The sequence below is a fragment of the Roseateles sp. GW821-FHT09G09 genome, assembly GCF_059415965.1.
On record NZ_JBWKOG010000007.1, the window covers coordinates 439,363 to 455,178 of the forward strand.

A 15,816-nucleotide genomic window follows, 5' to 3' on the forward strand; every position below is an offset into this window, starting at 1 on the left:
CGTTCATGACCGCTCCGGCGGTCCTCGAGATCACCCCCGCGACCGTGAGCGGCGACCGGCTCGGCGCGCGCCATGACACGCTGCTGCGCCTGCTGTCGCGCGTCCAGTCGGGCCGGCTGGCGCTGACGCTGCCCGACGGGCGCTGCGTCGAGGCCGTCGGCCCGTACCCCGGTCCGGCCGCGGCGCTGCATCTGCATCGATGGCGGCCGGCGCTGCGGCTGCTGCTGCAGGGCGATCTGGGATTGGCCTTGTCCTACCGGGACGGCGACTGGCGCACGCCCGACCTGACGGCGCTGCTGTGCTTCGGCATCGCCAACGAGGCCGCGCTGGGCAAGGTGGCCGAGACGCGCGGCCCGGCGCGCTGGATCTCCCGGCTGCTGCATCGCGCGAACGCCAACACGCGTCGCGGCAGCAGGCACAACATCTCCGCCCACTACGACCTCGGCAACCGCTTCTACGAGCGGTGGCTCGACGACAGCATGCTGTATTCGAGCGCGATGTACGACGAGCCGCGCGAGGAGAAGGGCGCGATCGCCGATGACGCGAACCGCTCGATCGATGTCGGCTCCCTGGAGCAGGCACAGGCGCGGCGGCTCGATCGCATCATCGAGCTGCTCGACCTGCGCCCGGGCCAGCGGGTGCTGGAGATCGGCTGCGGCTGGGGCACGCTGGCGGCGACCTTGGCGAAGCGCTGCGGCGTGCAGGTGGTCGGTCTCACGCTGTCGACCGAGCAGCTGCGCTTCGCGCAGGCGCGCGCCGAACAATGGGGCGTGGCCGATCAGGTCGACCTGCGGCTGCAGGACTACCGCGACGTCGAGGGCCGCTTCGACCGCATCGTGTCGATCGAGATGATCGAGGCCGTGGGCCAGGCCTACTGGCCGGTCTACTTCACGACACTGCGGGACCGGCTCAAGCCCGATGGCCTGGCCGTGCTGCAGGCCATCACGATCGACGAGCAGCACTTCGAGCGCTATCGCGCCAATCCGGACTTCATCCAGCGCTGCATCTTCCCGGGCGGCATGCTGCCGACGCCGGAGCGCATGGCCGAGGAGGCGCGCAAGGCGGGCCTCGGCTTCTCGACGCAGGCGCGCTTCGGGCGCGGCTACGCGGCCACGCTGGTTGAATGGCGTCGGCGTTTCCTGGCCGAGTGGCCGGCCATCGAGGCGCAGGGATTCGACCTGCCGTTCAAGCGGCTGTGGGAGTACTACCTCTGCTACTGCGAGGCCGGGTTCCGCTCCGGGCGGGTCGACGTCGGCCTGTACCGTTTGGCCCCGGCGGGCTGAGGCCAATTCCTACAGGCTGTAACTTTTCCGTCGACTGCCGGTGCGCTCGGTTGTGCTTCGGTAGCATGTTCCTTCCCTCCAGCCACTACCGCTGCTCCAGCCGTCTTTCGCCCGATGTACGACCGTCCGTTCACTGCTCATTCCCTCGACGTCGCCATTTCCGAACTGCTCGCCGCCACCTCGGACGGATTCGACCCGGACCTGGACGCCCGGATCACCGCCGTGCTGAAGGGCCTGCGCCAGCAGCTCGGCATGGATGTCGTGTTCGTCTCGGAATTCCAGGACGGTGAGCGCGTGTTCCGTTTCGTCGACGGCGCGTCGGCGATCGACGTGCAGGTCGGCGATTCCGCGCCGCTGGAGCAGAGCTACTGCCAGCGCATCGTCGAAGGCCGCGCCCCGGCGCTGATGACCAACGCCGGCGCGGTGGCCGCGGAGCTGAAGCTGCCGCCGACGCCGGTGCCCATCGGCGCGCATCTGAGCGCGCCGGTCGTGCTGTCGGACGGCCGCATCTTCGGCACGGTCTGCTGCTTCAGTCTCCAGCCGAATCCGGGTCTGAGGTTCGAGGACCTCTCGCGCCTGAAAGGCTGCGCGCGTCTGGTGGCGCGCAAGGTGGAGGCCCAGGACTTCCTGGACACGCTGCCGTTCGAGAACGATTGAGCGGTCATCGGGGGGCGGAGTCCAGGGGTCAGGACTTGAGGTCGGACTGCGGCGTCGCCCAGCGATAGAGCTGTTCCTCGAAACCGGCCAGGGCGACGACGCGCAGCAGGATGTCGAGTTCCTCGAGGACCTGGACGATCACCGCATGGTCGTGGGCCTGCCGGGAGGCGGAGTCGTCGGGACGCATCACTTCCACGTGCTGTTGCAGCAGGTGGATGCGGTCGCAGAGGCCGTCGAAGGCGGCACGCGTCGTGATCTTGCGGTTCAGCATGATGCCCCTCGATGCGGTGCTTCATGAGCCGGCGAGCCGACGGTCGTCAGGGAGAGAAGGGGGTGGATGTTCAGCATCGGTCGGTCAGGTCAGGGTGTCTTTCCCAAGGCTGGCGCAAAGCTTCCCCGGGGAAGGACAGGTTGATCCGCGCGATCGGGTGGGCGAGATGTCGAAACACGTGGGAAGCGCCGTGTGGCCGTCCTCGCGGAGAGGCCCATCTCGCCCCATGAACACGCGGAATTGGGGCGAAGTGGCCGCTCTGTCGGGGCGGCCCGCCGCTTCCTTTCAGGTGCTTCGAACACCTGGGACCTATCGTCGCGAATGCGGGCGCTTCGCGCCATGACCGACTTCAGTGCAAGTCGGACGTTCGATGCCTCGGATCAGTGGGGACGCTGGCTTGGATGCAGGAGGGCGCGCCGATGGCGTCAGTGGCGAGGCTTGAAGGCCGTGCGCACAAGGGGGACGGTCATTGGAGCTTGTGATCCTCGCCCTTCGCCTCCTGCATGGCCTCGGGCTCGAGCTCCTCGGCGGAGCGGTTCAGGTGGATGAACAGTCCCCAGCCGGTGAGCAGCGCACCGACCGCGAAGACCATCGCCGCGGCATGCAGCAGCAAGGTCGAATCCGAATGCGCGGCGCGGAAGGTGGCCACCAGCGCCTCGATGGCGAGCGCGACGACGATGACCACCATGAACCGGGACAGGAAGCGCCGCACGCGCGTGGGGGCGCTGATGTGGGCGGTGCGGATGACTTCCTCTTCGGTGATCGTCTGGGCGATCTGCAGCGCGACCACCGCGGCGGCAAGCACGCCCATGGCCTCGATGACCAGTTGCGCGGCCTCGTCGTTCCAGTCGAGGTGGAGCGCCATCCAGGCCTCCTTCGCCGCGATGGCCAGGAGCAGCAGCGCCATGGCGGTGAAGAGCAACGCCAACGCGCCATGCACCACGGAGAAGCCGCGCAGGAGCAGCGGGACGGTGTCTTCGTCGGAGGAGATCGGCTTGCTGTCGGGGGAAGGGGCGGTCGGCTTCATCCCACGACCTTAGGCGACGGGTGCGGTGAACGCTGTAGGAAGGACGGCCATCCGGGTGACGGACACGGTGTGATTCGGAACGGATCGTCCCGCATACTATTCACCGGTCGGTGTCGCGCAACGGTAGACCACTGCCATGGCAATCTCCGCCAGGGGCAGGCGTCGATGCCTGCCGTCGACCCCAAAAGAAGGAAGTGCAGTGAAGACGATCGACGAGATGTTGAACCTGGACCTGATCACGGTGGCGCAGCACCAGGAGATCGATGCGTGGATCGCGAGAGCCAGCTCGCCGGAGGAGATCCTGCAGATGCCGGCCGAGCTCTGGCAGGCCGTGGAGCGCGCCAGCGAGGCGATGGGCGTGGACGTGGACCTGCTGCGCCCGCCGGCGCTGGACGCCGGCGGTCACGCGGTCGAGTAAGCGTCAGCGCTTCAGGCTGGCCGACAGCTCGGCCAGTCTGGCGAACTCCGCGCGGTGGCCGTACCGGTCCTCGCCGCGCGCGCCGCGGGCCAGCGGCACGAACTGATCCGGGCCGTAGTCGCCGATCAGTGTGCTGCCCCGCAACCACTGGCCCCAGGCGGCCACCGCCACCGCGAAACGCGTGTCGGCGTCCTGCGCGGCGAGCGCCGGCATCGTCGCGGGCTTCACGACCGGCAGCTCCACCAGTTGGCTCGCCTCCTGGCCGGGCGGCTTGTAGCGCAGCTTGATCCACGCCAGCTCGCCATTCCTGCCGGCGCGCGTGTCTTGCTTCGCCGCCTTGTCCTCATCGCCGTAGCGCAGGGGATCGACATTGCCCTTCGCGCCTGCGGGCACGAACTCGTACAGCGCTGTGACCTGATGGCCGGCGCCGATGTCGCCCGCGTCGACCTTGTCGTTGTTGAAGTCCTCGCGCTTGAGCGCATGCAGCTCGTAGCCGATCAGCCGGTACTCCTGCACCGCCGCCGGGTTGAACTCGACCTGAAGCTTGAGGTCCTGCGCGATGGTGGCCAGCGTCGAGGTCATCTCGTTGACCAGCACCTTGTGCGCTTCCTGCAGCGAGTCCAGGTAGTGGTAGCTGCCGTTGCCGGTATCGGCCAGCTTCTTCATCAGCGCTTCGTTGAAATTGGACTGGCCCACGCCCAGCGCCGTCAGCGTGACGCCGCTCTTGCGCTCGCCCTCGATCATCTTCCTGAGCGCCTCCTGGTTGGTCTCGCCGATGTTCAGGTCGCCGTCGGTGGCCAGCAGCACGCGGTTGATGCCTTCCGGGATGAAGGACTCGCGCGCCTGCGCGTAGGCCAGCCTCAGCCCGCCTGCGCCGTAGGTGCCGCCGCCGGCCTGGAGCTGGTCGATCGCCTCGTTGATGGCCGTCTTGCGGTCGCCCGGCGTCGGCGGCAGCGCGACGCGCGTGCCGCTGGCGTAGGTCACGACGCTCACGCGGTCCACCGGACGCAGCTGCGCGGTCAGCAGCTTCAGCGCCGACTTCACCAGCGGCAGCCGGTCCTCGGGACCCATGGACCCCGACACGTCGACCAGAAACACCAGGTTCGCGGGCGGCAGGCTCGCCTTCGCGATGTCCTTGCCCTTGATCGCGATGCGGATCAGGCCGCGCTCGGCGTTCCAGGGCGAGGCCAGCACCTGCGCGCGGACCTTGAACGGATCGCGCTCGCCGGCCTCGGGGCCGGGGGCGTCGAAGCCGAAGTAGTTGACCAGCTCCTCGACGCGCACCGCGTCCTGCGGCGGCAGCTGGCCGCGGTTGATGAAGCGGCGGACGTTGGCGTAGCTGCCGGTGTCGACGCTGGCGCTGAAGGTGGAGACCGGCTGCTCGGTGGCGCGCTGCCAGGGGTTGTCGGAGAAGGCGGTGTACTTGGCCGTGGAGACCGGCGGGGGCGGCGTCCATTGAGGCGCATAGGCGGGGGCACTGACCGCCGCGCGCGCCCGGTAGTCCGTGACCGCGGCCGGCGCCGCCGGGGAGGGCGTGGGCGGCACGCGAGCGGGGTAGACCGGGTCCGGCATCGCAGGCGTGGTGGCGACGGGCGAGGTCGACCGGGTCTCGGCGGGCGCCTGCTGCTCGACGGGCGAGTTGCCGGCCTGCCGAGGGATGGTCGAACAGCCGAGGAGCGTGGCGATCGAGGCCGTCAGCAGGACGGCCTGCGCGACCGCGGAGCGGGACGGAAATGACATGGTTTCTCCCTCTGTGGTGCAGCCGACCGGCGCTGCGGGCGCCGTCCTGGCCGATGCGGATCATCGTCGCGACGACCCGATCGACGGTCAACGGGCGCGAGGGGGGATGGTTGACAGGCCGCCGTCCCCGGGGAGGGGGAGAGCGGGGAGGCCTCCGGCGCGTGTAAACTCCCGCCCTTCACCGTATTTCCGACGCTGCTCCAGGCAACCGGTCGCCCCTTCGGGTCCGAGGCCGGCGAGTCTGTGACTTCGGGCGGGTGTTTCTCAGTTCATTACCGGAGCCAACATGGGCAACAAGATCATCACCGAAGCCGATCGCAAGGCGGCACCCCGTCCCGTCGCGCCCAAGGGCGTGACCGTGACTTCGCATCGCGGTCAGAAGAGCAGCCTCGAGCGCGGTTCGCACACCCGCTCGAAGAAGAACCCGGGCAAGCGTCCGCACTCGGGTTGAGATCGCGGGGAGTCCCTCCCCATCGATCCGACAACAGGCCCATGCCTCCCGGCGGGGCCTGTTTTGCTTTCAGCGAGGCGCAATCCCTGACCCTCGCATCGACGCCCGATCAATCGCCATGATCCGCATCAACGAACTCCGCCTGCCCCTCCACCACCCCGAGGACGCGCTGCGCCCCGCCGTGGTCGAACGGCTCGGCATCCCCGACGCACAGCTCACCGCCTTCACCGTCTTCAAGCGCAGCTACGACGCCCGCAAGAAGACCGCGATGGTCCTGATCTATTCCGTCGACTGCGAAATCAACGGAGGGGGCGACGCCGCCGCCGAAGCCGCACTGCTCCAGCGCCACGCCGGCGACACGCACATCAAGCCCTCGCCCGACACCGACTACCAGTTCGCCGGTCATGCGCCGGCCGACTTCTACGCCGCGTCGGTCGGTTCCGACGGCACGCCCGGTGATGACGGCGGCCGCCCGCGTCCCGTCGTCATCGGCTTCGGCCCCTGCGGCCTCTTCGCCGCGCTGATCCTGGCGCAGATGGGACTGCGGCCCATCGTGCTCGAACGCGGCAAGCAGGTCCGCGAACGCACCAAGGACACCTGGGGCCTGTGGCGCGAAAGCGTGCTGGACCCCGAGTCCAACGTCCAGTTCGGCGAAGGCGGCGCCGGCACCTTCTCCGACGGCAAGCTCTACAGCCAGATCTCCGACCCGCGCTTCCTCACGCGCAAGGTCCTGACCGAGTTCGTCAAGGCCGGCGCGCCGGAGGAGATCCTCTTCGTCAGCAAGCCGCACATCGGCACCTTCCGCCTGGTGAGCATGATCATCAAGATGCGCGCCGAGATCGAGAGCCTCGGCGGCGAGATCCGCTTCCAGCAGAAGGTCACCGACCTGCTCATCGAGCCCGATGCCGACGGCCAGCGGCATGTGCGCGGCGTGACGCTCGCGTCTGGCGAGCAGCTCCGCGCCGATCACGTCGTCATCGCGCTCGGCCACAGCGCGCGCGACACCTTCACGATGCTCCACGAGCGCGGCGTCCACATGGAGGCCAAGCCCTTCTCCATCGGCTACCGCATCGAGCATCCGCAATCGATCATCGACAAGGCCCGCTTCGGCCCGAACGCGGGGCATCCGATCCTCGGCGCGGCGGACTACAAGCTGGTCCATCACGCGGGCAACGGCCGCGCGGTCTACAGCTTCTGCATGTGCCCCGGCGGCACGGTGGTCGCGGCGACGTCGGAGCCGAACCGCGTCGTCACCAACGGCATGAGCCAGTACTCCCGCAACGAGCGCAACGCGAATGCGGGCATCGTCGTCGGCATCACGCCCGAGGACTACCGGCAGGACGGCAAGAAGGACGGCAGCGCCGTCAACCCGCTCGACGGCTTCGCGTTCCAGCGCTTCTGGGAATCGCGCGCCTATGAACTCGGCGAAGGCAACTACCTGGCGCCGGCCGCGCTGGTGGGCGACTTCATCAAGCGCCAGCGCAGCACGGCGCTCGGCAGCGTCGAGCCGAGCTACAAGCCCGGCGTCACGATGACCGACCTGCAGCAGAAGGGCATGGGCAGCCTGCCGAAATACGCGCTCGATGCGATCCGCGAGGCGTTGCCGGCCTTCGAGCGTCAGATCCGCGGCTTCGCCATGAACGATGCGGTGCTGACGGGTGTCGAGACGCGGACGTCCTCGCCGCTGCGCATCACGCGCGGCAAGGACTACCAGAGCCTGAACGTCCGCGGCCTGTATCCGGCCGGCGAGGGCGCCGGCTACGCGGGCGGCATCATGTCCGCCGGGGTCGACGGCATCGAGGTGGCCGAGGCGGTGGGCCGCAGCCTCCTGCGCATCCAGGACTGAGCCCGACGCCTTCTCACGCCCTGCCGCGCCGCAGTGCGCCCCCCCCACCCACGACACCCCACGCGCACCATGCTGCAACGCGGCAGAGGGTGCCGGGGGCACCGGGGAGGAATGCGGAGCCTGCGACGCGATTGACGACACGGTGCCCCCGGCACCCTCTGCCGACGCTCAGTCCTGGAAAGTCAGACCGCCTGCCAGAGTGTCGGCGACGACGCTGGATTCCAGCCTGCGCCGGCCCAGGCCGTGTGCGCCTGCAGGCAGCGGTACTGCTTGCCCTGATAGCTCACGATCTGCCCCGCGGTGTAGCTCGACCCTTCCGCCCATGCCGGCGCGCCGCCTGGCGGGTTGGTCGGGGGTGTCGTCGGCAGGATCACGTCCAGCGCGTAGCTGGCGCCCGAACTGGCGTTCTGCAGATAGACGTCCATCACCGTCGCGCCGCCCGGCACGACCACGCTGCCACCTTGCAGGGTGCCGACCTTCAGGTAGCCTGAAGTCTGGTTGACCTTGGTCGCGATCTGGCCCAACCACACGGCCTTGGTCGCCGCCGTGGTCAGCGCGACCGAGATCGTCTCCAGGTCATTGCCCGCGCCATTGAACACGCGCAGCTTCACCTGGCTGCCCGACGGCAGGTCCTGGACCGCCGAGACCTGGCCGATCTGCTTCAGTCCCGACGGCGTGCCGGGCGGCGTCGTGCCGCCGCCGAAGTCCACGTCCGAGCAGGCGTAGAAGGCTTCGGTACTGTCCGCCCGCTGCCAGGCCGAGAACAGCACGTGCTTGCCGGTGCGGCGCGGCAGGCTCAGCTTCATCGTGTAGGTCTTGCCCACCGTGACGATCTGGTCCGGGCCAAGTTGCTGCACCTGTTCCAGATCCGACCAGCGCAGCGGCGAGGTGGTCGGATTCCAGCCGTCGCGCGTCATGAAGAAGGTCCAGTTCAACGAGCTGTGCGGTGCGGTGGCGTTGTAGCGGTACTCGTACTTGCCGTCAGCCCCCGGCGAGTAGGCCGTGCTCGGCCAGTCGGCGCGCGCCAGGTCGAAGCCCTTGAACTTCTCCTGCCCGCCGGCGCAGATCTTGAGGTCGGGCACCACCGCCTTGTGGTTGCCGTTGGCGGCGGCCTGGTTGACGCCGTTCCAGTCGTAGATCGCCTGCTCCCCGCCGAACGCGATCGCGGCCTGGCAGGCCGGCAGCGATGGGTTCTTGTAGCAGTTGTATTGGCGCGAAATCGGGAACTCCGGCGCGCCGTGGGCGAACACAGCGCTGGGTGTCAGCGCGGCGGTCAGGGCGGTCGAGAGTGTGGCCAGCGCGGCTGCACCGGCGGATCGGGCTCGGACATTCATTCAAGTCTCCTGAAGTGTTGGGTGAACGCTTCAGTGCGATGGGCCCGACATCGCACCAAAGAAGTACCACCATAGGACCTGATAAATACCAAAACAAGCCAGATAAGCGTAACGGCCGTCGCTGAAGATTTTCCAGCTTTCGTTTCAGGCGAAGGGATTATCATGAACGGCCGCAGTCTTGCTCTCTGAGCGAAGGCTACAGTTCAACCCAGCTGCCGCCGTACCATGCGCCTCGACCTCACCACCTTGAACCTCGTGCTGGCGATCGAACAGACTCGATCCATCACCCGCGGGGCCGAGCGCGAGCACCTGGCGCTGGCTGCGGCCAGCAAGCGGATCTCGGACCTGGAGACGCGCCTGGGGGTGCAGCTGTTCGAGCGTCGCGCCCGCGGCGTCGAGCCCACCGAGGCCTGCCGCGCGCTGGTCCGCCACATCCGATCGCTGCATGCCTCGCTGCATGCGCTCGAGAGCGAGGTCGTCGAGTTCGCCCGCGGCATCAAGGGACACCTGCGCATCGCCGCCAACGCCGGCGCGATCGCGGAAGCGCTGCCGCCCGACCTGGCCGCGTTCTCGCAGGCCCATCCGCAGATCCGCATCAGCCTCGAGGACCAGACCAGCGCCGAGGTGCAGGCCGCCGTCGCGGAAGGTCGCGCCGATGTCGGCGTCTTCACGACGCCGCTGCTCGACAACCGGTTGCAGACCTGGTCCTACCGCACCGGTCGCCTCGCCGTGCTGGTGCCGGCCGGCCACGAACTCGCCGGGCGCGAGTCCGTCAGCTTCGACGACCTGCTGGACCATGACCTCGTCGGTCTGCACGGCGGCGCTGCGGCGCAGGAATTGATGATGCAGGAGGCCATGACCCGCGGCCGCACGCTCAAGGCGCGGCTGCAGGTGCGCGGCTTCGACGCGATCGCGCAGCTGGTCGAGGCCGGCCTGGGGGTCGCGGTGCTGCCCGACGCGCCGTCGCGCCGTTTCGCGCAGGTCTTCGACGTCAAGCGCCTGACCCTGGATGAAGCCTGGGCCCAGCGCGACTATGTTCTGGGGGTGGCTCGCCAGGAGCGCCTGCCGACTGTCGTCCAGCGCTTCGTCGACGCGCTGTGTCCGGCCGCCAAGGAAGCCGCCAAGGAGGCCGCCGCCGCGGGGGCGACCCCGGCCCCGGCCATTCCCGTTTCGAAGGCCGGCTCGCGGTGAGCCGTCCCGTCCGCAGCCGATCGAGCCGCTTTTCCCTGAAGTGATGGAGAGCCCTCCCATGACCGCCAACGTCTCCAACGCCGCCCACGCCGGTGCGCCGCGCACCCTCTACGACAAGCTCTGGGACGAGCACGTGGTGCACACCGAGGAAGACGGCACGTCCGTCCTCTATATCGACCGCCACCTCGTCCACGAGGTCACCAGTCCGCAGGCCTTCGAAGGCCTGGACCTGGCCGGCCGCAAGGTCTGGCGCCTGTCGGCCAACCTGGCCGTCAGCGACCACAACGTGCCCACGACCGACCGCAGCCAGGGCATCGCCGATCCGGTGTCGCGCCTGCAGGTCGACACGCTGGACAAGAACTGCGACCGCTTCGGCATCACGCAGTTCAAGATGAACGACAAGCGCCAGGGCATCGTCCATGTGATCGGACCGGAGCAGGGCGCCACGCTGCCCGGCATGACGGTCGTCTGCGGCGACAGCCACACGTCCACGCACGGCGCCTTCGGCGCGCTGGCCCACGGCATCGGCACGTCCGAGGTCGAGCATGTGCTGGCCACGCAGACGCTGCTGGCCAGGAAGGCGAAGAACCTGCTGATCAAGGTCGAGGGTCAGGTCATGCCCGGCGTCGGCGCCAAGGACATCGTGCTGGCGATCATCGGCCGCATCGGCACGGCCGGCGGCACCGGCTACACGATCGAGTTCGCCGGCAGCGCCATCCGCGCGCTGTCGATGGAAGGCCGCATGACCGTCTGCAACATGGCGATCGAGGCGGGCGCGCGCGCCGGCCTGATCGCCGTCGACGAGACGACGCTGCAGTACGTCAAGGGCCGTCCGTTCACGCCGACCGGCGTCGAATGGGACCAGGCCGTCCAGTACTGGCGCACGCTGCACACGGACGCCGGCGCGAAGTTCGACGCGGTCGTCGAGCTCGACGCCGCGCAGATCCGTCCGCAGGTCACCTGGGGCACCTCGCCCGAGATGGTCCTGTCCATCGACGACCGCGTGCCCGATCCCGACAAGGAGAAGGACGCCGTCAAGCGCGGCGCCATCGAGCGCGCGCTGCAGTACATGGCGCTGGAGCCCAACAAGGCGATCAACGACATCCGCATCGACAAGGTCTTCATCGGCAGCTGCACCAACAGCCGCATCGAGGACATGCGCGAGGCCGCGGCCGTCGTGAAGCGCCTGGGCGGTCGCGTCGCGGGCAACGTGAAGCTGGCGATGGTGGTGCCGGGCTCGGGCCTGGTGAAGGCGCAGGCCGAGGCCGAAGGACTCGACCAGATCTTCAAGGCCGCCGGTTTCGAGTGGCGCGAGCCGGGCTGCTCCATGTGCCTGGCGATGAACGCCGACCGGCTGGAACCGGGCGAGCGCTGCGCCTCCACCAGCAACCGCAACTTCGAAGGCCGGCAGGGCGCCGGCGGCCGCACCCACCTGGTGAGCCCCGCGATGGCCGCCGCCGCCGCGATGGAAGGCCACTTCGTCGACGTGCGTCGAGTGACATGAGCCACCCCCGACGCGCTTCGCGCGCCCCCTCAAGGGGGCGTCACCGGCCGCCCGGCAAAGCAGGTCGTCGGTGCCCGCTTGGTCAATGCGGCCAGCGTTGAGCATCCAGAAATGAGAAGGAACGAGTGATGGACAAGTTCACCGTGCACAAGGGCCTCGTGGCCCCGATGGATCGCGAGAACGTCGACACCGACGCGATCATCCCCAAGCAATTCCTGAAGTCGATCAAGCGCAGCGGCTTCGGCCCGAATCTCTTCGACGAGTGGCGCTACCTCGATCATGGCGAGCCCGGCCAGGATCCGGCCAGCCGCAAGCCGAATCCGGACTTCGTGCTGAACCAGCCGCGTTATCAGGGCGCCTCGGTGCTGATCGCGCGCAGCAACTTCGGCTGCGGTTCCAGCCGCGAGCACGCGCCCTGGGCGCTGCAGCAGTACGGCTTCCGCGCGCTGATCGCGCCGAGCTTCGCCGACATCTTCTTCAACAACACCTTCAAGAACGGCGTGCTGCCGATCGTGTTGCCGGAGAGCCAGGTCGCGCGCCTGTTCGACGAGGTCTTCGCCTTCCCGGGCTACCAGTTGACGGTGGACCTGGAGCGCCAGGTCGTCGTCAAGGCCGACGGTGAGGAGCTGCCCTTCGACGTGCAGCCGTTCCGCAAGTACTGCCTGCTCAACGGCTTCGACGACATCGCGCTGACGCTGCGCCACGCCGACAAGATCAAGGCTTTCGAAGCCGAACGCATCGCCACCAAGCCGTGGCTGAATAATCGAATTACTCGCTGAGGACCCTATGAAGATCGCAGTCCTGCCCGGTGATGGCATCGGCACCGAAATCGTCGCGGAGGCCGTCAAGGTCCTGAACGTGCTCGAGCTCCCGTTCGAGCTCGAGACCGCGCCCGTCGGAGGGGCCGCCTACGAGGCCTCCGGCCATCCGTTGCCCGAGGCGACGCTCAAGCTCGCGCAGGACGCGGACGCGGTGCTGTTCGGCGCCGTCGGCGACTGGAAGTACGACAAGCTGGAGCGCGCGCTGCGCCCCGAGCAGGCCATCCTCGGACTGCGCAAGGCGCTCGGCCTGTTCGCCAACTTCCGTCCCGCGATCTGCTACGAGCAGCTGACCCACGCGTCGAGCCTCAAGCCCGAGCTGGTCGCCGGCCTGGACATCCTCATCATCCGCGAGCTCACCGGCGACATCTACTTCGGCCAGCCGCGCGGCCGCCGCACTGCCGTCGACGGCCACTTCCCGGGCAGCGAGGAAGCCTTCGACACGATGCGCTACTCGCGCCCCGAGATCGAGCGCATCGCCCACGTCGCCTTCCAGGCCGCGCGCAAGCGCTCCAAGAAGGTGACCTCGGTCGACAAGGCCAACGTGCTGGAGACCTTCCAGTTCTGGAAGGACGTCGTCACCGAGGTCCACAAGGACTATCCGGACGTCGAGCTCGACCACATGTACGTCGACAACGCCGCGATGCAACTGGTCAAGGCGCCCAAGAAGTTCGACGTCGTCGTCACCGGCAACATGTTCGGCGACATCCTGTCGGACGAGGCCGCGATGCTGACCGGCTCCATCGGCATGCTGCCCAGCGCCTCGTTGGACAAGAACAACAAGGGGCTCTACGAACCGAGCCATGGCAGCGCGCCGGACATCGCGGGCAAGGGAATCGCCAATCCGCTGGCTACAATCCTTTCCGTTGCCATGATGCTCAAGTTCTCCCTCAACCAGCCCGAAGCCGCCGCTCGCATCGAGTCGGCGGTTCAGTCCGTGCTGGCCCAGGGTCTGCGTACCGCGGACATCTGGAGCGAGGGCACCCAGAAGGTGAGCACCCGCGAGATGGGTGATGCCGTCGTCGCCGCCATTGCCTCGGGCAAAGGCGTGACCACGACCGCTTCGACCATTGCGACCACGACCAAAACCATCAAGAGCTAGTCCGCTCCGGTTCGTCTCGCCCCACCTCACACACCCGGCGAAGCGAGCCGGGCAGGCTCCCAGGGGGTGTGACGGTGTTTGGGCGATGCCCGGCCAGCAGTGCCGGGCCTTTCAATGAACGAAGGTACGCAAATGACGACATTGGTTGGTTTGGTGGGATGGCGCGGCATGGTCGGCTCGGTGCTGATGGACCGCATGGCGCAGGAGCGCGATTTCGACCTGATCGAGCCGCTGTTCTTCAGCACCTCGAACGCGGGCGGCACCGCCCCGGCGTTCGCGAAGAACGAGACGGCGCTGCAGAACGCCTTCGACATCGCGCAGCTCAAGCGCTGCGAGATCATCATCACCTGCCAGGGCGGCGACTACACCAGCGAGGTCTATCCCAAGCTGCGCGCCGCGGGCTGGAACGGCCACTGGATCGACGCCGCGTCCTCGCTGCGCATGGCCGACAACGCCGTGATCGTGCTGGACCCGGTCAACATGCCGGTCATCAAGAACGCGCTGTCCAAGGGCGGCCGCGACTGGATCGGCGGCAACTGCACCGTCAGCTGCATGTTGATGGGCGTGGGCGCGCTGTACAAGGCCGGCCTGGTCGAGTGGATGTCGACGCAGACCTACCAGGCCGCCTCCGGCGGCGGCGCGCAGCACATGCGCGAGCTGCTGACCCAGTACGGCACGCTGAATGCGGAAGTGAAGGCGCTGCTGGACGACCCCAAGAGCGCCATCCTCGAGATCGACCGCAAGGTCATCGCCAAGCAGCGCGCGCTGTCCGCCGATGAGATCGCCAACTTCGGCGTGCCGCTGGGTGGATCGCTGATCCCGTGGATCGACAAGGATCTGGGCAACGGCACCTCCAAGGAAGAGTGGAAGGGCATGGCCGAGACGAACAAGATCCTCGGCCAGGGCGAGGGCTTCGGCACCGCCGCCATCCCGGTCGACGGCTTCTGCGTGCGCGTGGGCGCGATGCGCTGCCACTCGCAGGCGCTGACCCTCAAGCTGCGCAAGGACGTGCCGCTGGACGAGATCGAGGCCATGATCGCCGCGGACAACGAGTGGGTGAAGGTGGTGCCCAACACCCGCGAGGCCACGATCAAGGACCTGACCCCCGTCGCCGTCACCGGCACGATGACCATCCAGGTCGGACGCATCCGCAAGCTGGCCATGGGGCCGGAGTACGTCGGCGCGTTCACCGTCGGTGACCAGTTGCTGTGGGGGGCGGCGGAACCGCTGCGCCGGATGCTGCGTATCCTGCTGGATCGCTGATCCGATCATCGACGGCCCCGGCCGGCCGTCGTGGCTGAAACGCCGGCCGGCGCCCGACGTGCTGAAAGCGGTGGCGATGCCACCGCTTTTTTTCATGGTGATTAGGGATTGCCAGGAGCGGGGCGCGTTGCCTTCTAGCGACAAGCCCGTAACGACCTGTGAATCAAGGCTAGCTCATGGATGTTATTCATGAGCTACCTCAGCAACGATGCGTATATGCTTGCCACCGTTGTGATTTTCTACCGCGGGAATGGCTGGGAGCCTGCCCGGGCGCATCAGTCGCACAACAACAATACGTCAGACAGGCGGTCCTTTGGATGGGCCGCCTTGTTGCTTTGGGGGACGCCTTGAAAAAACATGCGAGCGCATATGCGCGATTTGCGCTGAGCCAGGTGGCCGCGGTCACTGTGTTGGGACTGGCGGCGGGTTCCGCTTACGGCCTCGGGCTTGGGAAACTGACGGTGCAATCCGCGCTCGGCGAAACGCTGCGCGCGGAGATCGACGTCAGCAGCCTGACACCGGAGGAAGCCAGCTCGCTCAAGCTGCGCGTCGCGCCGCCTGAGTCCTACCGGGCTTCCGGTCTGGACTACAACGCGGTGCTGGCCAGCACGCAGGTGCAACTGGCCCGCCGTCCCGACGGCCGGCCTTACCTGCGCCTGAGCAGCGACCGCGCTGTCCAGGAACCGTTCGTCGACGTCATCCTCGAAGTGAACTGGTCCAGCGGCCGCCTGACCCGCGAGTTCACGCTGCTGTTCGATCCGCCGAGCAACACCAACGTCGCCCGTTCGAGCGAGCCCACCACGTCCCCGGTGATCTCGGCCCCCGCGCCGGCGTCCACCCCGGCCGTTGTCGCGCCGCCGCCCGTGGCCCGCACGCAGGCCCCGGTGTCGTCCGCGCCCGCCGCGCCGGTG

At 68.1% G+C, this 15,816-nt stretch carries 15 protein-coding genes; 11 read left to right on the forward strand and 4 right to left on the reverse strand.

The genetic code is table 11. The features are described 5' to 3' along the window. Positions 1 to 5 precede the first annotated feature (5 nt). Positions 6 to 1,283 (forward strand): class I SAM-dependent methyltransferase, encoded by a 1,278-nt coding sequence (locus AC07O8_RS20865; protein ID WP_495049837.1) that lies wholly within the window; start codon positions 6 to 8, stop codon positions 1,281 to 1,283. A gap of 114 nt (positions 1,284 to 1,397) precedes the next feature. Beyond that, positions 1,398 to 1,940 carry a GAF domain-containing protein gene (locus AC07O8_RS20870; protein WP_495049838.1) on the forward strand — a complete coding sequence of 181 codons (543 nt, stop codon included), beginning with the start codon at positions 1,398 to 1,400 and terminating at the stop codon, positions 1,938 to 1,940. A 28-nt stretch (positions 1,941 to 1,968) separates the two neighbouring features. Here AC07O8_RS20870 and AC07O8_RS20875 read toward each other — a convergent pair whose 3' ends face one another. Together AC07O8_RS20875 and AC07O8_RS20880 are read right to left on the reverse strand one after the other, a co-directional pair. After that, on the reverse strand, positions 1,969 to 2,211 hold the full coding sequence (locus AC07O8_RS20875) for a hypothetical protein (protein WP_495049839.1): 243 nt from the start codon (positions 2,209 to 2,211) through the stop codon (positions 1,969 to 1,971). 466 nt (positions 2,212 to 2,677) lie between these two features. Continuing rightward, positions 2,678 to 3,118, reverse strand: a complete 441-nt coding sequence (locus AC07O8_RS20880) for a hypothetical protein (RefSeq protein ID WP_414710407.1) — start codon at positions 3,116 to 3,118, stop codon at positions 2,678 to 2,680. 319 nt (positions 3,119 to 3,437) lie between these two features. Here AC07O8_RS20880 and AC07O8_RS20885 point away from each other — a divergent pair, with 319 nt between their 5' ends. Further along, positions 3,438 to 3,656, forward strand: a complete 219-nt coding sequence (locus AC07O8_RS20885) for a hypothetical protein (protein ID WP_495049840.1) — start codon at positions 3,438 to 3,440, stop codon at positions 3,654 to 3,656. 3 nt (positions 3,657 to 3,659) lie between these two features. Here AC07O8_RS20885 and AC07O8_RS20890 read toward each other — a convergent pair whose 3' ends face one another. Beyond that, entirely contained in the window at positions 3,660 to 5,396 is a 1,737-nt protein-coding gene (locus AC07O8_RS20890) for a vWA domain-containing protein (protein WP_495049841.1), read from the reverse strand. Positions 5,397 to 5,682: 286 nt separating this feature from the next. Between AC07O8_RS20890 and AC07O8_RS20895 the strand changes: the two genes are divergently transcribed. Continuing rightward, the gene (locus tag AC07O8_RS20895; protein WP_297530647.1) at positions 5,683 to 5,847 is read left to right on the forward strand and encodes a hypothetical protein; all 165 of its coding nucleotides are present in this window, start codon (positions 5,683 to 5,685) and stop codon (positions 5,845 to 5,847) included. A gap of 118 nt (positions 5,848 to 5,965) precedes the next feature. Next, a complete protein-coding gene (locus AC07O8_RS20900) occupies positions 5,966 to 7,693 on the forward strand; it encodes an NAD(P)/FAD-dependent oxidoreductase (protein WP_495049842.1) in 1,728 nt (575 codons plus the stop codon). Positions 7,694 to 7,875: 182 nt separating this feature from the next. On the opposite strand, the gene AC07O8_RS20905 is transcribed toward AC07O8_RS20900, so the two are convergent. After that, on the reverse strand, positions 7,876 to 9,027 hold the full coding sequence (locus AC07O8_RS20905; protein ID WP_495049843.1) for a lytic polysaccharide monooxygenase: 1,152 nt from the start codon (positions 9,025 to 9,027) through the stop codon (positions 7,876 to 7,878). 225 nt (positions 9,028 to 9,252) lie between these two features. Here AC07O8_RS20905 and AC07O8_RS20910 point away from each other — a divergent pair, with 225 nt between their 5' ends. From AC07O8_RS20910 to AC07O8_RS20935, 6 genes are all read left to right on the forward strand, one after another. Then, positions 9,253 to 10,218, forward strand: a complete 966-nt coding sequence (locus AC07O8_RS20910; RefSeq protein ID WP_495049844.1) for a LysR family transcriptional regulator — start codon at positions 9,253 to 9,255, stop codon at positions 10,216 to 10,218. Between the two features lie 58 nt (positions 10,219 to 10,276). Beyond that, positions 10,277 to 11,722 (forward strand): 3-isopropylmalate dehydratase large subunit, encoded by a 1,446-nt coding sequence (gene leuC / locus AC07O8_RS20915; RefSeq protein ID WP_495049845.1) that lies wholly within the window; start codon positions 10,277 to 10,279, stop codon positions 11,720 to 11,722. A 128-nt stretch (positions 11,723 to 11,850) separates the two neighbouring features. Continuing rightward, a complete protein-coding gene (gene leuD / locus AC07O8_RS20920; RefSeq protein ID WP_088407364.1) occupies positions 11,851 to 12,501 on the forward strand; it encodes a 3-isopropylmalate dehydratase small subunit in 651 nt (216 codons plus the stop codon). A gap of 7 nt (positions 12,502 to 12,508) precedes the next feature. Next, a complete protein-coding gene (gene leuB, locus AC07O8_RS20925; protein WP_495049846.1) occupies positions 12,509 to 13,642 on the forward strand; it encodes a 3-isopropylmalate dehydrogenase in 1,134 nt (377 codons plus the stop codon). A gap of 132 nt (positions 13,643 to 13,774) precedes the next feature. Beyond that, on the forward strand, positions 13,775 to 14,905 hold the full coding sequence (gene asd, locus AC07O8_RS20930) for an aspartate-semialdehyde dehydrogenase (RefSeq protein WP_495049847.1): 1,131 nt from the start codon (positions 13,775 to 13,777) through the stop codon (positions 14,903 to 14,905). 317 nt (positions 14,906 to 15,222) lie between these two features. Next, the coding region (locus AC07O8_RS20935; protein WP_495049848.1) for a type IV pilus assembly protein FimV at positions 15,223 to 15,816 on the forward strand (594 nt) is incomplete at its 3' end.